Origin of the sequence: Nocardioides sp. LML1-1-1.1, assembly GCF_040676175.1 — a bacterium.
In the GTDB taxonomy this organism is placed as follows: domain Bacteria; phylum Actinomycetota; class Actinomycetes; order Propionibacteriales; family Nocardioidaceae; genus Nocardioides.
Window position 1 is genome coordinate 249,829 of the sequence record NZ_JBEGHK010000005.1, and the last position, 20,049, is coordinate 269,877.

Here is a 20,049-nt window from a genome sequence, read left to right on the forward strand (position 1 = left end):
GTTCCTCTATCCGCAATGACGTGCGGCATCCCCTGGAAGTTGCGAGAAAAAGGGAATCTCAGCCACTTCTCAACTTCGGAGGTCGACCTCCGCGAGGCCCAGGCGATCCAGGATCCATGCCAGCGTGAAAGCCCTGTCCTCCCAGGCGCGGTAACGGCCCGACACGCCGCCGTGCCCGGCAGCCATCTCGGTGCGCAGCAGGACCTCGGCCCGCGGCGCCCGCTCGCGCAGCCGGGCCACCCACTTCGCGGGCTCCACGTAGAGCACCCGGGTGTCGTTCAGCGACGTCTCGGCGAGGATCGGGGGGTAGGGCAGGTCGGCCACGTTCTCGTACGGCGCGTAGCCCGCGATCCGGTCGTAGGCCTCCGGGTCGTCGGTCGGGTTGCCCCACTCGTCGTACTCGGGGACGGTCAGCGGCAGGCTGGGGTCGAGCATGGTGGTCAGCGTGTCGACGAAAGGTACGCCGGCGACGAAGCCGCCGAACGCCTCCGGCGCCTGGTTGGCGACCGCCCCGATGAGCAGCCCACCGGCGCTGGCGCCCTCGGCGACGATCCGGTCGGGGGTGGTCCAGCCGGCCTCCACCAGGTGGCGGGCCGCGGCGGCGAAGTCGTCGAAGGTGTGCTGCTTGTGCTCGAGCTTGCCGTCGTCGTACCAGTGCCGGCCCATCTCGCCGCCGCCCCGCACGTGGGCGATCGCGAAGGCCGCGCCGCGGTCGACGAGGGAGAGCCGGGCGACGGAGAAGTACGGGTCGATCGAGGCCTCGTAGGCGCCGTAGCCGTAGAGGTGCACGGGGACCGGGTCGGTGCCGGCCTGGCCGCGCACGCCCTTGCGCACGACCAGTGAGATCGGCACCTGCGCGCCGCCGGTCGAGGTCGCCCAGAGCCGGTGCTCCTCGTAGTCGTCGGCGTCGTAGCCGCCGAGCACGGGCGCCTCCTTGCGCAGCACCAGCTCGCCGGTGCGCAGGTCGTGGTCGTAGACCGCCGAGGGCCGGGCGAGGCTGGTCATCCCGACCCGGATGGTGGGCTGCTCCCAGGCCGGGTTGCTGCCCGCGCCGACCGTCGCCAGCTCGCCGGGGAACTCCACCAGGCGGTCGGCGGCGACCGGGGCCGCGGGGTCCTCGCCGAGGGTGAGGACGCGCACCTGGCTGGTGCCGGCGCTGCGCTGCTGCACGACGAGGTGACCGGCGAAGGCGTCGACGTCCTCGAGCCGGACCGCGGGGTCGTGGGGGAGCAGTGGGCGCCAGCCGGACGGCGGGGTCGGCTCGGCGGGCGCGATCGCCAGCTCGAACTCCGGGCCGCTGGCGTTGTGGAGCACCAGGAAGTGGTCGCGGCCGCCGAGGACGGCGTGCTCCAGGGAGTACTCCACGCCGTCGGTGCGCTCGGCGAACCGCACCGGCCGCGCGGCCGGGTCGGTGGCGTCGAGGACGTGGTACTCCGAGGTGGTCTTCGAGCTCGCGGCCACCACGACGTACCGGCGGCTGCGGGTGCGGCCGACCCCGACGAAGTAGCGCCCGTCGGGCTCGTGGAAGACCAGCTCGTCGTCGGCCTGCGCCGTGCCCAGCCGGTGCCGCCAGACCTTGTCGGGGCGCCAGGCCTCGTCGACGGTCGTGTAGTAGAAGTGGCCCGGCCCTCCCGAGTCGGTGCTGTCGCCCCAGGTGACACCGCCCATGACGCCGGTCAGCTCGTCGTCGAGCAGCGTGCGGGTGCGCAGGTCGAGCACCCGCACGGTGTAGCGCTCGTCGCCGACCACGTCGACGGCGTAGGCGAGCAGCAGGTCGTCGGGGCTCACCGAGGAGCCGCCGAGGGAGAAGAACTCGTGGCCCTCGGCCAGCTCGTCGAGGTCGAGCAGCACCTCCTCGCCGGGCAGCGCGGGCTGGTCCGGCGTGGCGTCGGCGGCGGGCTGCGGGGGCGTCCAGTCGTCGGGGTCGCTCACCGGGACCCGGCAGGTGGCGCCGTACTGGCGGCCCTCGAAGGAGCGGCCGTAGTACCAGTGGCCGCGCACCCGGGTCGGCACCGACAGGTCGGTCTCCAGGGTGCGGGCCTTGATCTCGTCGTAGATCCGTCCGCGCAGGCCGGCCAGGTGCGCCGTGCGGTGCTGGGTCCAGGCGTTCTCCGCCTCCAGGTGGGCGATCACCGCGGGGTCGTCCTTGGCCCGCAGCCAGTCGTACTCGTCGGTGCGGGTGCGCCCGTGCGGCGCGGTCGTGACGGGACGGCGGTCGGCGCGCGGCGGCTGTACGTCGGACATGCCGCGAACGCTACTGCTCGGCCGGTTGCTCCGGCGCGGGCGGTCGCCACCGCTGCAGCGCCGGGTCGTCGGCGGGGAAGGAGCGCACCGGCCCGGGCGGGGTCTCGGCGGTCTCGAACCGGACCGTGACCACGCCGCGCCCGGCCCCCCACACCCAGCCGCGGCCGTGCTCGTCGTGCACCACGTCCATCCCCGGCGCCCAGGTCGCGCCGCGCGGTCGGGCGCCGGCCTCCTCGGGCCGCTCGGCCTCCTCCGGTCCCGGCTCCTCCTCGCCCTCCTCGGCGAAGAGGTCCTCCTGGACCCAGTCGGCGAGCCCGGAGACCCCCACCCCGAGCAGGCGGACGCCGCCGGAGGTGTCGAGGTCGGCCAACAGCTGGCGGGCGAGCCGGGCGATCGTGCCGGCGTGCTCGGTCGGCGCCGGCAGGGTCGCGGAGCGGCTCAGCGTGGTGAAGTCGTACATCCGCACCTTGAGCGTGATCGTGCGCCCCGACAGCCCACCGGCCTTCATCCGCTTGGCGACCTCGCCCGCCTGGCGGCTCACGATCGACTCCATCTGCCGGCGGTCGGTGAGGTCGTGCTCGTAGGTGCCCTCGACGCTCACCGACTTCGTCTCGCGGTCCGGTACGACGGCCCGGTCGTCCTCCGCGCGCGCGAGCTGGAACAGCGCCGTGCCCAGCGCCTTGCCGACCTGGCGCACCAGCTCCTCCTCGGTGACCCGTTCCAGCTCCGCGACGGTGTGGATGCCGGCGCGCCGCAGTCGCTCGACCGTCGCGGGGCCGACGCCGGGGATCACCTTGACGTGCATCGGGCGCAGCAGCTCCCGCTCCGTGCCCGGCGCGACCACGACGAGCCCGGCCGGCTTGTCGAGGTCGCTGGCGATCTTGGCGAGGAACTTCGAGCTGGCCAGGCCGACCGACGCGGTCAGTCCACCGGTGACCTCGTGCACCCGGGCGCGCAGGTCCTCGGCGAAGGCGGTCACCGTGGCGACCTCCAGGTCGGGCAGGCCCGCCTGCTCCAGGTCGACGAAGGCCTCGTCGAGCGACAGCGGCTCGACCAGCGGCGAGCAGGAGCGCAGCAGCCCCATCACCGCGGCGCTGGTCGCGCGGTAGGCCTCGAAGCGCCCGGACAGGTACGCCGCGTGCGGGCAGCGGGCCCGCGCCTCCCGGGTGGACATCGCCGAGCGGACCCCGAACACCCGGGCCTCGTACGACGCCGTCGAGACCACCCCGCGCCCGCCGGTCCCGCCGACGACGACCGGCTTGCCGCGCAGCGACGGCTTGTCGCGCTGCTCGACCGCCGCGAAGAAGGCGTCGAGATCCAGGTGGAGGATCGAGGCCCGGGCACGCACCGGCGTCACGTTAGTCCTCACCACCCCCAGGACCGTCCACCCCGTCTCCACAGGCCGGCCCGCTCCGCCCGTCCTCCACAGGCCTGCGCAGCCTCCCCTCCCACCGTCGGCCCCTCCCACGAGCCTCGGGCCATGACCACCACCGCCCCTCCTCAGCTCACCGTCCACTCCCGCGAGGACCTGCTGGCCCTCGCCCCGGTCCTGCTCGGCTTCTGGCCACGCGAGTCGATCGTCATGCTCACCCTCGGCGCACCGCGTCCCTTCCACGGCCGGCTCGACCTGCCGTCGCCGCCGAGGCTGGCCTCCTCCACGGCGCGCCTCCTCGACGACGCCCTGGTCCGGCCCGCCGTCCGCCACGGCGCCCACGCCGTGGTGCTGCTCTACTTCACCGCCGACCCGGACGCGGCCACCGCGACCCACACGCTCCTGCGCTCCGCGTGCGACCGGGCCGGGCTCCGGGTCGCGCTGGCGTGCGTCACCGACGGCGAGCAGCACGCCGACCTCGACGGCCCCGACGGCCCCGGGCCGCCGGTGCCCTACGCCGCCACCGCGCACCCGTTCGTCGTCGAGGCCCTCGCCACCGGGCGGCTCGCCCACGCCACCCGCGACGACCTGCTCGCCTCGCTCGAGCCCGACCCGGCCTCGCTCGACGCCGTCCTTGTCGCGCTCGCCGACGCCGGCCACGCGGCGACGGGGCTGCCGACCGGGCCCCGGGCCGTGCGCGCCCAGGGCACCTGGGTGGCCGCGACGGTCGCGCGGGCGATCCGCGGAGGTGCGCCGCCCGGCCCCACCGAGGTGGCCCGGCTGGTCTGGACGATGCAGGTGCCGCGGGTCCGCGACGCCGCGTGGGCGCTGCTCGACCGCGACAGCGCGGACGCGCACGTCCGGCTCTGGACGGCGGTGCTGCGCGGCACGCCCGACGAGCTCGCCGCCGCGCCCGCGACCGTCCTCGGCTGGGCGGCGTGGCAACGCGGCGACGGGGCGCTCGCCTGGGCGGCGCTGTCGCGGTGCGAGCGGGCCGACCCGGCGTACCCGCTGGCCGGCGACCTCGCCCTCCTGCTGCGCCACGCGGTGCCGCCGGAGGTGTGGGCCGGCGGCTTCGACTGGACGCTCGGCCTGCCATGACGAGGTTCCCACTAGTGTCGGGACATGGGTGATGAGGTCGCCGCACAGGAATTCACGCCTGCCGACCGGACGCGCTACCGCGAGAAGGTCCGGCGCTGTCTCGACGTCTTCGAGCGGATGCTGCGCGAGTCCGCCTTCGACACCGACGACCCGTGGACCGGCATCGAGGTCGAGCTCAACCTCGTCGACGAGGCGGGCGATCCGGCGCTGCGCAACGACGAGGTGCTCGACGCGATCGACGACCCCGGCTTCCAGACCGAGCTCGGACAGTTCAACATCGAGCTCAACCTCCCCCCGGGCCCGCTCGCCGACGGCGGCCTGATCGCCTGCGAGGAGCGGCTGCGGGAGAGCCTGAACGCCGCCGAGGAGCGGTCCGCCGCGCTGGGCGCGCACCAGGTGATGATCGGGATCCTGCCCACGCTGGCGCCCGAGCACCTCACCGACGAGGCGATCAGTGCCAACCCGCGCTACCGGCTGCTCAGCGAGCAGATCCTCGGGGCCCGCGGCGAGGACATCACGATCGACATCCACGGCGTCGAGCGGCTGCGCACGACGGTCGACACGATCATGCCGGAGGCGGCGTGCACCAGCACGCAGTTCCACGTCCAGGTCAGCCCGGAGCGGTTCGCGTCGTACTGGAACGCCTCGCAGGCGATCGCGGGGGTGCAGATCGCGGTGGGCGCCAACGCGCCGTACCTGTTGGGCAAGCACCTGTGGGCCGAGACCCGGATCCCGCTGTTCGAGCAGGCGACCGACACCCGCGGTGAGGAGCTGAAGGTGCAGGGCGTCCGGCCGCGGGTGTGGTTCGGAGAGCGCTGGATCACCTCGGTCTTCGACCTGTTCGAGGAGAACGTTCGCTACTTCCCGCCGCTGCTGCCGGTCATCGACGAGGAGGACCCGCTCACGGTCCTGGAGGCGGGTGGCACGCCGAACCTGTCCGAGCTGCGGCTGCACAACGGCACGATCTACCGCTGGAACCGGCCGGTCTACGACGTCGCCGGAGGCCTGCCCCACCTGCGCGTGGAGAACCGGATCCTGGCCGCCGGACCGACCGTGGTCGACACCGTCGCCAACGCCGCGTTCTACTTCGGCCTGGTGCGGGCGCTGGCGGAGAACGACCGCCCCCTGTGGTCGCAGATGTCCTTCAGCGCGGCCGAGGAGAACTTCCACGCCGCGGCCCAGCACGGCATCGACGCGGAGGTCTACTGGCCGGGGCTGGGGCGGGTGCAGGCGACCGAGCTCGTCGTACGACGGCTGCTGCCGCTCGCGCACGAGGGGCTCGCCGCCTGGGGTGTCGGCGCCGACGAGGCGAGCCGCTACCTCGACGTGATCGAGCAGCGCTGCCTGCACCACACCAACGGCGCGGACTGGTTCGCCCGGCAGATGCAGCAGCGCCACGACGAGGACCGGTACGACGCGCTGCGCGCCGTGCTGGGGGAGTACCGCACGCGGATGCACGAGAACGAGCCCGTCCACCGCTGGTGAGCAGGCTCAGCCGGACCCGGGTGGTGCCGACGGCTCGCTCGCCTCGGCTGGGCCGACCGGTGCGGCCGGACGGGGCGGGCGCACCCGCGCCCAGGACCGGCCGGCCCCCGAGCGCGGGTCGCGCCAGGCCCGCCGGGTGATCACGACCAGGTCCAGGCGTACGCCGAGCTCACCGGCGGCGTGCCCGACGGCGGCGGACCAGGCCAGGTCCTCGGCATCCGCGCCGCGCGCCATCCGGGTCAGCCACACCAGCGGCACCGCGCCGTTGCCGAGGCTGTGCCGGGCCATCGCCTCGACGATCTCCACCCGCAGGGCGTGGTCGAGCTCCTCCTCGGGGACGATCTCGAAGGTGCGCTCGGGGCCGCCGGGGATGCCGACGTGGAGCACCGCCGGAAAGCTGCGGCGCCGCTCGGTCCGGGCGTGCTCCTGCACGGCACCGCGCAGCACCCGCCGCAACAGCAGCGGGAGCGGCTCGTTGAGACCCGGGCCGACCGTCATGCCAGCAGCCTGCCCGATTCCGGCGCCGGCCGGAGCCGTCCTCCACAGGCCCGGGGCGCAGGTGGATAGGTTGCCCGCATGACCTCGCCCCTGATCGCCGTCGCGGAGCTGGCGCAGCGGCTTGCCGACGTGACCGTGCTGGACGTGCGCTACCGGATGGGCGGGCCCGGCGGGCTCGAGGAGTTCGCGGCGGGGCACGTCCCCGGAGCGTCGTACGTCGACCTGGGGACGGCGCTGGCCGCCGCACCCGGGCCGCGGGGGCGCCACCCGCTGCCGGAGGTGGGCGACTTCGTCGCGGCGATGCGCGCCGCCGGGGTGAGCGACGCGCGGCCCGTGGTGGTCTACGACGACTGGTCCGGGCACGCGGCGGCGCGCTGCTGGTGGCTGCTGCGCCACCACGGCCACCGCGACGTGCGGGTCCTCGACGGGGCCTGGCCGGCCTGGCGGACAGCGGGTCTCCCGGTGGAGGAGGGTGCGGGCACCAGGCCGGACCCGGGCGACTTCACTGCGACGGCGGAGCCCGCGACGCCCGTGGTCGGGGTGGACGCCGTGAGCGGGGTGGAGGTGCTGGTCGACGCCCGGGCCGCCGAGCGCTACCGCGGCGAGGTGGAGCCGATCGACCCGGTCGCCGGCCACGTCCCGGGCGCGCGCAACGTGCCGACCTCGCTCAACCTGGACGCCGAGGGCCGCTTCCGCGGGGCCGAGGAGCTGGCCGCGGTCTACGCCGCGGTGGGGGCGGTGCCGGGGGCCGACGTCGCGGTCTACTGCGGCTCCGGGGTCACCGCGGCCCACGACCTGCTGGCGCTGGAGCTCGCCGGGGTGCGCGCGGCGCTCTACCCGGGCAGCTGGAGCGAGTGGGTCGCCGACCCGGCCCGCCCGGTCGAGACGGGCGAGCGCTAGCGCCTCACCAGTGCACGCCGCGGAACAGCTGGGCGAGCAGCATCTGCTCGGTCTCCCGGCGGTTGGCGGCGGGCGCCTCCTCGGCGGCCGCGGCGGCCTGCGAGGCGGGCTTCTGGCCCTTGGCGGCGGCCGAGTCGGGGAAGACCTGGTAGGCCAGGTTGAGCACCCGGAAGGCGGTGCGCGGGGCGATCGTGTGGGCCAGCTCGCCCGCCGTGCCGAGGGCGGTGTTGATCTCGTGCGGCTTGTCGACCATCGCCTTGATCACCACGTCCGCGGCCTGCGCGGGGGAGATGGTGGGGAACTTGTCGTAGATCTTGGTCGGGGCGATCATCGGCGTCCGCACCAGCGGCATGTGCACGTTGGTGAAGGTGATCCCGTGGCCGACGACCTCGGAGGAGACCACGTTGCTCCAGGCGTCGAGGGCGGCCTTCGAGGCGACGTACGCCGAGAAGCGCGGCGGGTTCGTCTGCACGCCGATCGAGGAGATGTTGACGATGTGCCCGGAGCGCTGGTCGTGCAGCTGCGGCATGAGGCCCATGACCAGCCGGATCGCGCCGAAGTAGTTGAGCTGCATGGTGCGCTCGAAGTCGTGGAAGCGGTCCTGGGAGAGCTTCAACGAGCGGCGGATGGAGCGGCCGGCGTTGTTGATGACGTAGTCGACGCTCGGCAGCTCGGCGACCAGCTGCTCGCACAGCCGGTCGATCGCGGTCAGGTCGGAGAGGTCGCACGGGAAGACGTGGGCCTGGCCGCCGCGGGCCTCGATGTCGGCCTTGGTCTCCTCGAGCTTCTCCTTCCCGCGCGCGACGAGCACGGGGATGCCACCGGCCTGGGCGACCTTGAGCGCGACGACCTTGCCGATGCCGGAGGAGGCGCCGGTGATCACGACCGTCTTGTCCTTGAGCGCGGCGCGGGCCTTGGGGTCGCGGCCGACGGTGTTGTCGAGGTTCTCCTCCCAGTACGACCACAGCGAGCGGACGTAGGTCTCCAGCGGGGGCACGCTGATGCCGGAGCCGGAGAGCGCCTTCTCGGTGATCCGCGAGTCGAAGACCGACGGGAACGAGCTGTGCGCGAGCACCTCCGCCGGGATGCCCAGCCGGCCGATGGTCTGGTCGAGCACCAGCTGCGCCGGGGTGGACCGGACGACGGCCGTCATCAGGTTGATCGGGCGCAGCGCCCGCGGGATCAGGCCGAGCGGGCCGGCGGTGGTGACCGCGCGGTTGACCGGCGTCGCGAAGCGCGGCGCCCCGGCGGCGGCACAGAAGGCGTTGATCATCTCCACGACCGGCTGCGGCTCGGGGTTGACCAGGTGGAAGGCCTCGCCGTCGCGGTCGGGCAGGTGGCCGAGGTGGTCCATCGCCTTGGCGACGTAGTCGACCGGCACCAGGTTGGTGTCGCCGAGGTCGACGCCGACCAGCGGCAGCCACGACGGCAGGTTGTCGCGCAGCCGCTTGATGAGCGGGAAGAAGTAGTAGGGACCGTCGATCTTGTCCATCGCGCCGGTCTCGGAGTGGCCCACCACGATCGCCGGCCGGTAGACCCGCCACGGCACGGTCGCCTCGTCGCGGACGATCTTCTCCGATTCGTACTTGGTGCGGTGGTACGGCGAGGGCAACGGCTGGCCCTCCTCGAACATGGTCTCGTCGAACCGGCCCCGGTAGTCACCGGCCGCCGCGACCGAGGAGACCTGGTGGAACGTGCCGACCTGCAGCGCCTCGCCGAGCGCGAGCGCGTTGCGGGTGCCCTCGATGTTCATCGCGTCGTTGGTCGCGTCGTCGGCGGTGATGTCGTAGATCGCGGCGAGGTGGAAGAAGTGCGCGATCTCCCCGGTGTGCTCGGCGACCCACTCCGCGTCGACCCCGAGCGCCGGCTGGCTCAGGTCGCCGACGACCGGCTGGACCCGGTCCGAGCCCCACTGGCGCACCAGCGCCTCCATCCGCCCGAGCGAGGACGCCCGGCACAGGACGTAGATCGGACCGTCGCGGTGGTCGACGAGCTCAGTGATGAGGTGACGCCCGATGAAGCCTGTGGCGCCGGTCACGAAGTAGGCCATGCGCGAAGGCTACGCCCAAACCGGGGTCAGCGGCCCGGGTTGACCACCCTCGGATCAGCGCGCTCGATCAGGCCGGCAGCGCGGCGGGAGGCGGCTCGACGGCAGCTTGCTGAGCGCTCATGCCGCCGGAGACGCGCTCGGCCCATCAGGCTTGGTCCGAGCCGCCGAACATGATCTCGTCCCAGCTCGGGACGGACGCCCGGCCGCGCTTCTTCTGCACCGGCCGGCGGTGCTTGGCCCGCTCCTCCTCGGCGGCGGCGTCCTCGGCGGACGTCTCCTCCGCGGTCGCGCGGATCGGCTCGTCGAGCGTCGGCTGCGCCGCGGGCTCCCGGGGCGCGCGCGGCTCGGGGACGTCGACCAGGGTCTCGGCGGCCTCGCCGGCGACCAGGCCGAGCGCCTGGTCGAAGGAGTCGCCCAGCGGGAGCTCCTCGGGCGCGTCCCCGCCCAGCGGCAGCTCGTCGGCCGGTACGGCGGCCAGGCGGCGCTCGCGCACCTGCTGCAGGTCGTCGCGGGCGGGGGAGGCGGGCTCCGGGAGCACGTCGCCGACCAGCCAGCGGGCGTCGTCGTTGTCGGAGAGCGCGTAGTTGCCCGGTGCGTCGTAGGTGAACCGGGCGGTGCCGGCGCGGCCGGCGGCGGTGTAGGCACCGGTGAGCACCCAGCGGCCGGTCTCGCGCCGGTAGGCGTCCCAGGCGACCTCGGCCGGGTCGGCGTCCTGGGCGCGCAGGTGGGCGGCGACGGCGTCGCCGAGCACGCGGCTCTGGGTGTGCGCGGCGGTGCCCTCGCCGGGCGTACGACGCAGCGACGCCTTGAGCGCGCGCTCGGCCACGTGCTCGCGCTCGGCGAGGACCGGCGCGACGTAGGGCATGATCGCGTCCACGGTCGTCCCGGCGGCGGTCGCGACGGCCTCGGCGGTCTCGCCGGCCCGGATGCGGGTCTGGATCTCGCGCGGACGGATGCTGCTGCTCATCTTGATCTCCAACTGCTGGCCGAGTCGGGTGGTCTCCCCGCGCACCGCGGCGCGCAGGTCAGGGGTGATGTCGAGGGTGAACTCGGCGCCCTGGTCGTCCACCAGCAGCAGGCGGCGACGGTCCGGGGACGTGCCGGTGAAGGAGAGCGCGGCGGGCGCGGCGTCCTGCGCCGTCCCCGCGTCCTCGGTCTCGCTCACGTGGTCCTCGGTCCTGTCCTGCCTGCTCCGGTGCGCCGAGCCTACGCCCGCGGGCGCCCCGGATCGGGTTGGCCGCGCGGCGTGTGGGTGATCTGTCGACATTTCGCTCACGCCCAGCTCACGACCAGGTCGCCTTCCCGCGCACGTACTGCCAGCCCTCGGCGTCACGCCGGAACCGGCTCACCTCGTGCAGCGACCGCGCCCGGCCGTCCTCGACGAACGACGCCCGGAACTCCACGACGCCGCGCCGGTCCGCCGGTCCGCCCGCCTCGGTGGCCAGCACCTCCAGCCCGGTCCAGCGCACCGTGGCGTCGAGGTCGAGGGAGCCGGGCCGGGTGGCGGGGTGCCACGTCGCGAGCAGGTATGCCGCGTCGCCGGTCGCGAACGCGGTGTACCGCGAGCGCATCAGCTCCTCGGCGGTCGCCGCCGCGCCGAGGCCGCGGTGCAGGCGCCCGCAGCAGCCGTCGTACGACGACCCGGAGCCGCAGGGGCAGGCGCCACGGCTCACGCGCCGAGCACGCGGTCGAGGTAGGGGTTGGTGAGGACCCGGTCCGGGTCGAGCCGGTCGCGCAGCGCGACGAAGTCGCCGAAGCGGGGGTAGCGCGCGGCCAGGTCGCCGGCGTCGAGGTGGTGCAGCTTGCCCCAGTGCGGCCGGCCGTCGTGGTCGCGCACGATCGCCTCCATCAGCGCGAAGTAGGCGGTGTGGTCGGCGTCGCGGTGGGTGTGGAAGGCGAGGTAGAACGAGTCCCGGCCGTACGACGTCGACAGCGCCACGTCGTCGGCCGGCGCGACCCGGATCTCGACCGGGAAGGAGACCCGCAGCCCGGAGCGCTCGAACGCGGTGCGGCACTCCCGGAGCACGTCGAGACCGGCGGCGCGGGGCACGGCGTACTCCATCTCCCGGAAGACCACGCGGCGCTCGGTGGTGAAGACGCGGTGCGCGACGTCGGTGTAGGTGCGGGGGCCGAGCAGGCGCGAGGCGAACCGGTTGGCGGCCGGGATCGCCCGGGGCACCCGGTTGAGCAGCGCGGTCTGCGTGCCGAAGACGGTGTTGGACAGCAGGTCGTCGTCGAGCCAGCCCCGCCAGCGGGGGAGCGGCTCGGCGGCCGAGAGGTCGGTGCCGACCCGGGTGTTGCGCTTGGTGAGCATCCGGTCGGCGTGCGGGAACCAGTACATGTCGACGTGGTCGTGGGACGCGGTCAGGTCGTCGAAGGCCGCGAGCGCGTCGGCCCAGGACATCGGCCGCTCCTCGGCGCGGAGCAGGAAGAGCGGCTCCACCGCGAAGGTGAGGGTGGTCAGCACACCGAGCGCGCCGAGCCCGGCGCGGCCGAGGGCGAGCAGGTCGGCGTCCTCGGTGGCCGAGGCGCGCACGACCTCGCCGGTGCCGGTGACCAGCTCGAAGCCGACCACCTGCGCGGCCAGCCCGGCGGCGCGGCCGCCGGTGCCGTGGGTGCCGGTCGAGACGGCTCCGGCCAGGGTCTGCTCGGCGATGTCGCCCATGTTGTGCAGGCTCAGCCCGAGCCGCTCCAGCTCGGCGTTGAACACCTTGAGCTGGGTGCCGGCCCGCGCGGTGACGGTCATCGCCTCGCGGTCGACGGCGAGGATGCCGCGCATCCGCTCCGGCAGCAGGTGGACGTGCCGGGGCGTGGCGATCCCGGTGAAGCTGTGCCCGGTGCCGGCGGCCTTGACGGTCTGGCCGGCCGCACGGGCGGCGGTGACGACCTCGACCACCTCGGCGGCGTCCCTGGGGGTGACGGTCCGCAGGCCGCTCGCCGACTCCAGGCCCGACCAGTTACGCCAGCTGCTCATGCTGCGCGAGGGTAGCGGGCGCCCGGGTGGCGAGCGCGCCGGCCAGGGCGAGCAGCCCACCCGCCGCGCAGACCAGGTACGCCGGCGAGGCGCCGTGCGCGTCGATGACCACCCCCGCGACGGCCGCACCGGGGGCCAGCCCGGCCGCGAGCCCGGTCTGGATGAAGGCCATCCCCTCGGTCAGCCGGGCGGCCGGCAGGACCTGCTCGGCCAGGGACATCGCCGCGATGAGGGTGGGGGAGATGGCCAGGCCGCCGACGAGCAGCACCGCGCCCATCACGGGCAGCGAGGGCACCAGCGGCAGCGGCGCCATCGCCACCAGCATGCCGAGCGCACCGACCCGGAGCCGGAAGAGCGGGCCGCGCCGCCAGGCGATCGCGCCCGACACGAGCCCGGCCAGCAGGCTGCCGAGGGCCCAGATCGCGAGCAGGAAGCCGGCGGCGCCCTTGTGCCCCTCCTCCTCGGCGAAGGCGACGGTGACCACCTCGGCGGCACCGAAGAGCACGCCGAGCGCGGCCGCGACGACGGTCAGCGGCGCGATGGCGGACCACGGGATCGGCGGGCGGAAGCCCTCCGCGGCCACCGGTGGGTGCACGGGCGGCTCGGTGCCGCGCTGGGCGGCGAAGACGTAGGTGCCGACGGTGCCGGCCACCAGCGCCGCCGTCAGCCCGGCCACCGGGTGCACGGCCGTGGCGAGCATGGTGACCGCGATCGGCCCGACGAGGAAGACCGTCTCGTCAGCGACCGCCTCGAACGAGAACGCCGTGTGCAACCGGTCCGGGTGCGCGGCCAGGGTGTGCGACCAGCGGGCCCGCACGCAGGTGCCGACCGAGGGCAGCGCCGCTCCCGCGACCGCCGCCAGCAGGTAGGTCGACCAGCGCGGCCAGCCCCAGTCCAGCGAGCCCATCGCCGCCGCCAGGCCGAGGCCCCACACGGTGATCACCACGGAGAGCACGCGGCCCTGCCCGAGCCGGTCGATCAGCCGGCCCTGAGGGATCGCGAAGAGCGCGTTGGCGATCAGCGCGACGGCCGAGACCGAGCCCGCGAAGCCGTAGGAGCCGGTCTCGTGCTCGGCGAGCAGGACGATCCCGAGGCCCACCATCGAGATGGGCAGGCGCGCCACCAGGCCGGTCAGGCTGAACAGTGCCGTGGCCGGCGTGAAGATCTGGCGGTAGGTCTGCAACATGGCGGCGTCATCCTGCTCCCTACGATGGAGGCGTGCCCAATTGCGATCCCTACGACGCCCTGCTCCTCGTCTCCTTCGGTGGCCCCGAGAAGCCGGAGGACGTCGTTCCCTTCCTCGAGAACGTGACCCGTGGCCGCGGGATCCCGCGCGAGCGCCTGGAGCAGGTCGGCGAGCACTACTTCCTGTTCGGGGGGAAGTCGCCGATCAACGACCAGAACAAGGCGCTGATCGCCGCGCTCGAGACCGAGCTCGCCGAGCACGGCGTCGACCTGCCGGTCTACTGGGGCAACCGCAACTGGGCGCCCTACCTCACCGACACGGTCGAGCAGATGGCACGCGACGGGGTACGACACGTGGTGTGCGTGCTCACGTCGGCGTACTCCTCCTGGTCGAGCTGCCGGCAGTACCGCGAGAACCTCACCGACGCCCTCGACGCGCTGCCCGCGGACCTGGAGCGGCCGAGGTGCGAGAAGGTGCGGGCGTACTTCAACCACCCCGGCTTCGTCGCCGCGAACGTCGACGGCGTGCTCGCCGCGCTGGCCGACCTGCCCGCGGAGGTCCGCGACGACGCCCGGCTGGTGTTCGTCACCCACTCGATCCCCACCGCCATGAGCGACAGCAGCGGGCCCGAGGGCGGTGCCTACGTCGCCCAGCACCTCGACGTCGCCCAGGTCGTCGCGGACGCCGTCAGGGACGCGACCGGGGTCGAGCGGGCCCACGAGCTCGTCTACTGCTCGCGCTCGGGCTCGCCCCGCACGCCCTGGCTGGAGCCGGACGTCAACGACCGGCTGGAGGAGCTGGCCGGGGAGGGCGCGGCCGGCGTCGTGCTGATCCCGGTGGGCTTCGTCTCCGACCACATGGAGGTCGTCTACGACCTCGACACCGAGGCCCTCGCGACGGCGGAGAAGCTCGGCCTGCCCGCCCGTCGCGCCGCCTCGGCCGGTGTCGCCCCGTCCTTCGTCAGCGCGATCCGCGAGCTCGTCGTGGAGCGGGCGGCCGCCGCGCGGGGCGAGGAGGTGGACCGGCCCGCGCTCGGCGTGCGCGGGCCCTCCCACGACCGGTGCCCGATGGGCTGCTGCCTCGGCGAGGGCCAGGAGGACCGGCTGGCGGCGCGCCGGTGAGCACCGCCGCTGCGACATCGGCCGCGCTGCTCGAGCTCGCCCTCGACGTGGCCCAGGAGGCCGCCGCGCTGGTCCGCGAGCGCGGCGCCGGCACCGTCGAGGTGGCGGCCACCAAGTCCAGCGACATCGACGTCGTCACCGCCGCCGACCGGGCCTCGGAGGAGCTGATCCGGGCCCGGATCCTGGCGGCCCGGCCCGACGACGCCTTCCTCGGTGAGGAGGGCGACGACGTCGCCGGGACGTCCGGGGTGCGCTGGATCGCCGACCCGATCGACGGCACCGTGAACTTCCTCTACGGCCTGCCCGAGCACGCCGTCTCGCTGGCGGCGGAGGTCGACGGCGAGGTGGTGGCCGGCGTCGTGGTGGCCGTCGCCGCTGGCGAGGTGTACGCCGCCACCGCCGACGGCCCCGCCACCCGCGACGGTCGCCCGCTGTCGGTCCGCGGCCCGGCCCCGCTCGGCCAGCGGCTGGTCGCGACCGGGTTCAGCTACGTCCGCGAGGTGCGCGCGGTCCAGGGAGCCGCGGTCGCCCGGCTGCTGCCCCAGGTCCGCGACATCCGCCGCTCGGGATCGTGCGCGCTCGACCTGTGCCGGGTCGCCGCCGGCTCCCTCGACGGGTACGTCGAGGAGGGCGTCGAGCTGTGGGACCACGCCGCCGCGGGACTGGTCGCCCGTCGCGCCGGGGCCCGCCTGGAGCACCTCCCCGGGGCGGGTGGCAAGGACCTCGTCGTGTGTGGTCCCGATCACGGCTTCGGGGAGCTTCTCGCCGCCGTACGTGACGCCGGTTTCACCGGGGAATAACGGGTACCGGGCCGCCGTTGTGGCGGCTCGCATCCACCCGGGTGTCGCAAACCGACACCGATGGTGCACAATCTGCCGCGCTGATCAGTACGAACCACGTGCTGGGGGGCCGGTTCACTTCAGGGGAGAGGACACGTCATGGCGACTGACTACGACGCACCGCGCAAGAACGAGGACGAGCAGTCCGAGGAGAGCATCGAAGAGCTCAAGGCGCGCCGCCACGACAAGAACTCGGGCAAGGTCGACGAGGACGAGGCGGAGGCTGCCGAGTCGTTCGAGCTGCCGGGTGCGGACCTCTCGCACGAGGAGCTCGCTGTCGAGGTGAAGCCCAAGCAGGACGACGAGTTCACCTGCATGAGCTGCTTCCTGGTCCACCACCGCAGCCAGCTGGCGGACCCGAAGAAGATGATCTGCCGCGACTGCGCCTGAGCGCGACAGCCGGCCATCGCGGCCGGCCGACCGGTGCGACTACGCCCGGACCGGGCTCCTGAGGGAGACCGGGTCCGGGCGTCGCCTTTTCGTGCGGGGCGCTCAGGCGTCCTTGCGCAGCGGCGGCGGCAGCTCGCCGGTGGACTTCAGGTAGTAGCCGGCGGCCCGGCGCTGGGCGAACATCTTGGCCAGCGCGACGAGCGTGCCGCTGATCGCGGCCCACGCGACCGCCTCGCGGAACTCGACGTCCGGATCGGCGGGGTTGGCGGGCGGCTGCTTGCCGGTCGCGGCCTTCCAGCCGGCGTCGAGTGCCTTCTTCGCCACCGAGGCCGCGCCGAGCGCGGCGACGAGCGAGAACGCCGACCAGACCTTCGAGCTGTCCTTTGCCATGGACCGAGCCTAGCGGGAGGGCTACCTGGGCGCGTTCCGGGCGGCGTTCAGCGCCCCGGCGAGCGCCTGGGGGTGCCGCGAGCTGAGGAGCCAGTACGGCGCCGGGTCGGCCGGGTCGGTGATGGCGACCTTGACCGACTGCTTGAGGTAGGGCCGCAGCAGCAGGTAGGCACGGGCGTCGGCCCCGGGGCCGGAGACGTGGCGGGTGGCGTCGGCGTCGAGCGCCTCGGCGGGCCCGAGGTGCTCCAGCTCGATCCGGGCCCGGCCGGCGAGGAACCAGTCGTCGTCGAGGACGAGCCGGGCGCCGCCGTAGGAGCGCAGGAAGAGCGCGAGGCCGGCCAGCAGGAGCCCGGTGATCGCCCACGGCAGGAGCGGCGCCTTCTCGACGAGGGCCACGATCATGGCCAGCCAGAAGGTGGCGATGAACATCGTGCCCTGGGCCCACCAGCGCAGCGGGACGCGCAGCCGCTCGGCGTAGGCGGGCTTCGACGATGTCACGCGGAGGATGATCCCACCTCACCCTTTCCGGCCATCCCCTAGGGTCTCCCCGTGCCTGCCGACCTCGAGATCGCCGTCCAGCAGCTCGACCCCGACCTGCCCCTGCCGGCGTACGCCCACCCGGGTGACGCGGGCGCCGACCTGCTCACCACGGTCGACGTGAGCCTGGCGCCGGGGGAGCGGGCCCTGGTGCCGACCGGGATCGCGATCGCCCTGCCGGAGGGGTACGTCGCCCTGGTGCACCCGCGCTCGGGCCTGGCGGCGCGCCACGGCCTGTCCATCGTCAACACCCCCGGCACGGTCGACTCGGGCTACCGTGGCGAGATCAAGGTGCTGCTGATCAACCACGACCCGGTCGAGCCGATCACCTTGAAGCGGGGCGACCGGGTCGCCCAGCTGGTGGTGCAGCGCTACGAGCGGGCCGCCTTCGTCCCCGTCGCGAGCCTTCCGGAGAGCGTGCGTGGCAGTGGCGGCTACGGTTCTACCGGTGGGTTCTCGAACCCCGACGAGCTGGCTCGCTGACGAGCCCTGAGGAGGAGAGCAACGTGAGGTTGCGGCGCAAGGGCGCGCCCGAGGAGACCGACGAGGTCACCACGGACGAGACCGCAGGGGAGGACCGGACCGACGCCGAGGCGGCGGCGGAGGGGCCCTACGACGTCGACGAGCTGCCCGAGGACGACGTCCCCCGTCTGGACCTGGGCTCGCTGCTGGTGGCGCCGCTGCCGGACCGTGAGCTGCGGGTGCAGGTGGACGAGCAGTCCGGCGAGGTGCGCGCGGTGCTGCTGGCGACCGAGGAGGGCGCGCTGGAGCTGCGCGCCTTCGCGGCCCCGCGGCACGGTGACCTGTGGAGCGACATCCGCCCGCAGATCGCCGCCGACGCGGCCCGCCGGGGTGGCACCGCCACCGAGCGCGAGGGCCGGTTCGGCACCGAGCTGGTGTGCGAGGTGCAGCTGGCGCGGCCCGACGGCCAGACCGGCACCCAGACCTCCCGCGTGATCGGCGTCAACGGCCCGCGCTGGCTGCTGCGGGCGACCTTCCTCGGCGAGCCGGCCCGTGAGCCGGAGGCGGCCGCCGAGTGGGAGGCCGCCATCGCGCAGCTCGCGGTGCGCCGCGGCAACCACGCGATGCCGGTGGGCGAGCAGCTGCCGCTGAACCTCCCCGACGGGGCGCAGCCGAGGCCCACCGCGGACTGAGCCCGTGGCCACCAAGAGCCGCCTGCGGCGGACCATCAGCAAGTGGGCGAACAACGCCGAGGCGGACGCGCGCGAGCTGCGCAAGACGTTCACCCGTGAGGGCGTCGTCAGCATCGCCGAGGCGCCCGACCGGGAGCCGGTCCGGCTGCGCGGCACGCTGCGCACGGTGACCCTGCGCCCGCGGGGCGGGGTGCCCGCCCTCGAGGCCGAGCTGTACGACGGCACCGGCACCATCACCGTGATCTGGCTGGGCCGCCGGCGGATCGCCGGGATCGGCCCGGGCCGGGCGATCGAGGTCAGCGGCCGGATCGGGCTGCACGAGGACGGCCGGATCCTCTACAACCCGCGTTACGAGCTGCTGTGAGCGGCACCGACGAGCACGAGGAGCACACCCTCTCCGCCGATGCCGGCAAGCGGATCGGCGTCGACACCGTCGAGGCGCTGGTGCGCCACCAGCTGGCCGCGGCGCTCGGTGGCCGGCGCGGGATGGTCGAGGCCGCCGTACCGGGGCTGGTGTTCACGGCCGTGTGGCTGCCCACGGACAACCTGCGCTGGGCGCTCATCGCGAGCCTCGGCGTGGCCGGCATCGCCCTGCTCCTGCGGGCGCTGCAGCGCAGCACCATGCAGTACGTCTTCAACGCCATCTTCGGCATCGGGATCGGCTGGGTGTTCGTGCAGTGGGCCGACAGCGCGGGCGCGACCGAGGACGAGAAGAAGCTCGCCTTCTTCCTGCCCGGCATCCTGATCAGCCTCGCCTACACGGTCGTGCTCGGCGGGTCCTGCCTCGCGGGCTGGCCGGCGCTGGGGTTCATGCTCGGCGCGGTCGCCGAGGACCCGATCGGCTGGCACGCCAACCGCCAGGTCGTCCGGCTGTGCAGCCGGCTCACCTGGGTGATGCTGCTGCCGGGCGCGGTCGGGGTGCTCATCCAGGGCCCGATCTGGCTGATGGGGGACCGCGGGGTGATCAGCACCAACCTCGCGGTGGTCCTCATCTTCGCGTTGCGGACCGGCCTGGGGTGGGTGCTGCGCATCGGCTCCTGGGCGCTGATGATCTGGCTGCTCGCCCGCAACGCCACGCCGCTCGAGGCCGAGCCCGAGGCGGCGTAGCCCGGCTGTTCTCCGGGCTACTTCTCCGGGTGCGAGCCGGGCGCCAGCAGGCGCTCCAGGGCGTCCTCCGCCTCGGCCGGCACGACGAACAGCAGCTCGTCGCCCGCCTCCACCGGCTGCTCCGGCGTCGGGGCGTAGACCTGGCTGTCGCGCAGGATGGTCACCAGCGCGCAGTTGTCCGGCAGCGGGATCAGGCCGGAGGCCTTGCCGACGTACGGCGAGTCGGCGGGCAGGGTCATCTCGACCAGGTTGGCGTTGCCCTGGCGGAAGGTGAACAGCCGGACCAGGTCGCCGACGGTCACCGCCTCCTCGACCAGCGCGGACATGATCCGCGGGGTCGACACGTTGACGTCGACGCCCCAGGCCTCGGTGAACAGCCACTCGTTGTTGGGGTGGTTGACCCGGCCGACCGTGCGCGGCACGCCGAACTCGGTCTTCGCCAGCAGCGAGGTGACCAGGTTGGCCTTGTCGTCGCCGGTGGCGGCGATGACCACGTCGCACTTGTCGAGGCGGGCCTCCTCCAGCGAGGACAGCTCGCAGGAGTCGGCCAGCAGCCACTCCGCGTCCGGGACCCGCTCGGGGCGGATCGATCCGGGGGACTTGTCGATGAGGAGCACCTCGTGGCCGTTCTCGATCAGCTCCCGGGCGATCGAGCGACCCACGGCGCCGGCACCGGCGATAGCGACTCTCATGTCCTGTCG

The 20,049-nt window shown here is 74.0% G+C and carries 21 protein-coding genes; 10 read left to right on the forward strand and 11 right to left on the reverse strand.

Annotated features, from left to right (window positions below):
• Window positions 1–69: 69 nt before the first annotated feature.
• Together MRBLML1_RS18470 and MRBLML1_RS18475 are read right to left on the reverse strand one after the other, a co-directional pair.
• Window positions 70–2,244, reverse strand: a complete 2,175-nt coding sequence (locus MRBLML1_RS18470; protein WP_364518692.1) for a S9 family peptidase — start codon at window positions 2,242–2,244, stop codon at window positions 70–72.
• A gap of 10 nt (window positions 2,245–2,254) precedes the next feature.
• On the reverse strand, window positions 2,255–3,592 hold the full coding sequence (locus tag MRBLML1_RS18475; RefSeq protein WP_364518695.1) for a DNA polymerase IV: 1,338 nt from the start codon (window positions 3,590–3,592) through the stop codon (window positions 2,255–2,257).
• 132 nt (window positions 3,593–3,724) lie between these two features.
• Here MRBLML1_RS18475 and MRBLML1_RS18480 point away from each other — a divergent pair, with 132 nt between their 5' ends.
• Entirely contained in the window at window positions 3,725–4,717 is a 993-nt protein-coding gene (locus tag MRBLML1_RS18480) for a DUF4192 domain-containing protein (RefSeq protein ID WP_364518697.1), read from the forward strand.
• 24 nt (window positions 4,718–4,741) lie between these two features.
• The gene (locus MRBLML1_RS18485) at window positions 4,742–6,202 is read left to right on the forward strand and encodes a glutamate--cysteine ligase (protein WP_364518699.1); all 1,461 of its coding nucleotides are present in this window, start codon (window positions 4,742–4,744) and stop codon (window positions 6,200–6,202) included.
• A gap of 6 nt (window positions 6,203–6,208) precedes the next feature.
• Here MRBLML1_RS18485 and MRBLML1_RS18490 read toward each other — a convergent pair whose 3' ends face one another.
• Window positions 6,209–6,700 (reverse strand): hypothetical protein, encoded by a 492-nt coding sequence (locus MRBLML1_RS18490; RefSeq protein ID WP_364518701.1) that lies wholly within the window; start codon window positions 6,698–6,700, stop codon window positions 6,209–6,211.
• A gap of 78 nt (window positions 6,701–6,778) precedes the next feature.
• Between MRBLML1_RS18490 and MRBLML1_RS18495 the strand changes: the two genes are divergently transcribed.
• The gene (locus MRBLML1_RS18495) at window positions 6,779–7,600 is read left to right on the forward strand and encodes a sulfurtransferase (protein ID WP_364518703.1); all 822 of its coding nucleotides are present in this window, start codon (window positions 6,779–6,781) and stop codon (window positions 7,598–7,600) included.
• A gap of 4 nt (window positions 7,601–7,604) precedes the next feature.
• On the opposite strand, the gene MRBLML1_RS18500 is transcribed toward MRBLML1_RS18495, so the two are convergent.
• The 5 genes from MRBLML1_RS18500 to MRBLML1_RS18520 form a co-directional block, all read right to left on the reverse strand.
• Window positions 7,605–9,650 (reverse strand): SDR family oxidoreductase, encoded by a 2,046-nt coding sequence (locus MRBLML1_RS18500; protein ID WP_364518705.1) that lies wholly within the window; start codon window positions 9,648–9,650, stop codon window positions 7,605–7,607.
• A 145-nt stretch (window positions 9,651–9,795) separates the two neighbouring features.
• On the reverse strand, window positions 9,796–10,815 hold the full coding sequence (gene sepH / locus MRBLML1_RS18505; protein WP_364518707.1) for a septation protein SepH: 1,020 nt from the start codon (window positions 10,813–10,815) through the stop codon (window positions 9,796–9,798).
• Between the two features lie 118 nt (window positions 10,816–10,933).
• Window positions 10,934–11,323: a YchJ family protein gene (locus MRBLML1_RS18510; RefSeq protein WP_364518709.1), complete on the reverse strand. Its 390-nt coding sequence runs from the start codon at window positions 11,321–11,323 to the stop codon at window positions 10,934–10,936.
• Window positions 11,320–12,624: a D-arabinono-1,4-lactone oxidase gene (locus MRBLML1_RS18515; RefSeq protein WP_364518711.1), complete on the reverse strand. Its 1,305-nt coding sequence runs from the start codon at window positions 12,622–12,624 to the stop codon at window positions 11,320–11,322. Before MRBLML1_RS18515 ends, MRBLML1_RS18510 begins: the two co-directional genes overlap by 4 nt.
• Window positions 12,608–13,810, reverse strand: a complete 1,203-nt coding sequence (locus MRBLML1_RS18520) for an MFS transporter (protein WP_364518713.1) — start codon at window positions 13,808–13,810, stop codon at window positions 12,608–12,610. Before MRBLML1_RS18520 ends, MRBLML1_RS18515 begins: the two co-directional genes overlap by 17 nt.
• 32 nt (window positions 13,811–13,842) lie before the next feature.
• Between MRBLML1_RS18520 and MRBLML1_RS18525 the strand changes: the two genes are divergently transcribed.
• From MRBLML1_RS18525 to MRBLML1_RS18535, 3 genes are all read left to right on the forward strand, one after another.
• On the forward strand, window positions 13,843–14,931 hold the full coding sequence (locus MRBLML1_RS18525) for a ferrochelatase (protein WP_364518715.1): 1,089 nt from the start codon (window positions 13,843–13,845) through the stop codon (window positions 14,929–14,931).
• Window positions 14,928–15,731 (forward strand): inositol monophosphatase family protein, encoded by an 804-nt coding sequence (locus MRBLML1_RS18530; RefSeq protein ID WP_364518717.1) that lies wholly within the window; start codon window positions 14,928–14,930, stop codon window positions 15,729–15,731. The genes MRBLML1_RS18525 and MRBLML1_RS18530 overlap by 4 nt, the downstream gene beginning before the upstream one ends.
• 138 nt (window positions 15,732–15,869) lie before the next feature.
• A complete protein-coding gene (locus MRBLML1_RS18535; protein WP_011756350.1) occupies window positions 15,870–16,160 on the forward strand; it encodes a DUF4193 domain-containing protein in 291 nt (96 codons plus the stop codon).
• 102 nt (window positions 16,161–16,262) lie between these two features.
• On the opposite strand, the gene MRBLML1_RS18540 is transcribed toward MRBLML1_RS18535, so the two are convergent.
• Both MRBLML1_RS18540 and MRBLML1_RS18545 read right to left on the reverse strand, forming a co-directional pair.
• Entirely contained in the window at window positions 16,263–16,550 is a 288-nt protein-coding gene (locus MRBLML1_RS18540; protein ID WP_364518720.1) for a DUF4235 domain-containing protein, read from the reverse strand.
• Window positions 16,551–16,571: 21 nt separating this feature from the next.
• Complete coding sequence (locus tag MRBLML1_RS18545; RefSeq protein WP_364518722.1) at window positions 16,572–17,048, reverse strand: DUF3093 domain-containing protein; 477 nt, start codon at window positions 17,046–17,048, stop codon at window positions 16,572–16,574.
• A gap of 51 nt (window positions 17,049–17,099) precedes the next feature.
• Here MRBLML1_RS18545 and dut point away from each other — a divergent pair, with 51 nt between their 5' ends.
• The 4 genes from dut to MRBLML1_RS18565 are packed head-to-tail and all read left to right on the forward strand — an operon-like array spanning window position 17,100 to window position 19,348.
• Window positions 17,100–17,570: a dUTP diphosphatase gene (dut, locus tag MRBLML1_RS18550; protein WP_364518724.1), complete on the forward strand. Its 471-nt coding sequence runs from the start codon at window positions 17,100–17,102 to the stop codon at window positions 17,568–17,570.
• 23 nt (window positions 17,571–17,593) lie between these two features.
• Window positions 17,594–18,241 (forward strand): DUF3710 domain-containing protein, encoded by a 648-nt coding sequence (locus MRBLML1_RS18555; RefSeq protein WP_364518726.1) that lies wholly within the window; start codon window positions 17,594–17,596, stop codon window positions 18,239–18,241.
• Between the two features lie 4 nt (window positions 18,242–18,245).
• The gene (locus MRBLML1_RS18560) at window positions 18,246–18,605 is read left to right on the forward strand and encodes an OB-fold nucleic acid binding domain-containing protein (protein WP_414691272.1); all 360 of its coding nucleotides are present in this window, start codon (window positions 18,246–18,248) and stop codon (window positions 18,603–18,605) included.
• The gene (locus MRBLML1_RS18565) at window positions 18,602–19,348 is read left to right on the forward strand and encodes a DUF3159 domain-containing protein (protein WP_364518728.1); all 747 of its coding nucleotides are present in this window, start codon (window positions 18,602–18,604) and stop codon (window positions 19,346–19,348) included. The genes MRBLML1_RS18560 and MRBLML1_RS18565 overlap by 4 nt, the downstream gene beginning before the upstream one ends.
• A gap of 17 nt (window positions 19,349–19,365) precedes the next feature.
• Here MRBLML1_RS18565 and MRBLML1_RS18570 read toward each other — a convergent pair whose 3' ends face one another.
• On the reverse strand, window positions 19,366–20,040 hold the full coding sequence (locus tag MRBLML1_RS18570) for a potassium channel family protein (protein WP_364518730.1): 675 nt from the start codon (window positions 20,038–20,040) through the stop codon (window positions 19,366–19,368).
• Between the last annotated feature and the right edge of the window lie 9 nt (window positions 20,041–20,049).

What these genes read in the sequence shown, in the direction of transcription:
- MRBLML1_RS18470 (WP_364518692.1), bottom strand. Translation starts at nt 2,244, where the DNA reads ATGTCCGACGTACAGCCGCCGCGCGCCGACCGCCGTCCCGTCACGACC.
- MRBLML1_RS18480 (WP_364518697.1), top strand. Translation starts at nt 3,725, where the DNA reads ATGACCACCACCGCCCCTCCTCAGCTCACCGTCCACTCCCGCGAGGAC.
- MRBLML1_RS18485 (WP_364518699.1), top strand. Translation starts at nt 4,742, where the DNA reads ATGGGTGATGAGGTCGCCGCACAGGAATTCACGCCTGCCGACCGGACG.
- MRBLML1_RS18490 (WP_364518701.1), bottom strand. Translation starts at nt 6,700, where the DNA reads ATGACGGTCGGCCCGGGTCTCAACGAGCCGCTCCCGCTGCTGTTGCGG.
- MRBLML1_RS18495 (WP_364518703.1), top strand. Translation starts at nt 6,779, where the DNA reads ATGACCTCGCCCCTGATCGCCGTCGCGGAGCTGGCGCAGCGGCTTGCC.
- MRBLML1_RS18500 (WP_364518705.1), bottom strand. Translation starts at nt 9,650, where the DNA reads ATGGCCTACTTCGTGACCGGCGCCACAGGCTTCATCGGGCGTCACCTC.
- MRBLML1_RS18515 (WP_364518711.1), bottom strand. Translation starts at nt 12,624, where the DNA reads ATGAGCAGCTGGCGTAACTGGTCGGGCCTGGAGTCGGCGAGCGGCCTG.
- MRBLML1_RS18520 (WP_364518713.1), bottom strand. Translation starts at nt 13,810, where the DNA reads ATGTTGCAGACCTACCGCCAGATCTTCACGCCGGCCACGGCACTGTTC.
- MRBLML1_RS18535 (WP_011756350.1), top strand. Translation starts at nt 15,870, where the DNA reads ATGGCGACTGACTACGACGCACCGCGCAAGAACGAGGACGAGCAGTCC.
- MRBLML1_RS18540 (WP_364518720.1), bottom strand. Translation starts at nt 16,550, where the DNA reads ATGGCAAAGGACAGCTCGAAGGTCTGGTCGGCGTTCTCGCTCGTCGCC.
- MRBLML1_RS18570 (WP_364518730.1), bottom strand. Translation starts at nt 20,040, where the DNA reads ATGAGAGTCGCTATCGCCGGTGCCGGCGCCGTGGGTCGCTCGATCGCC.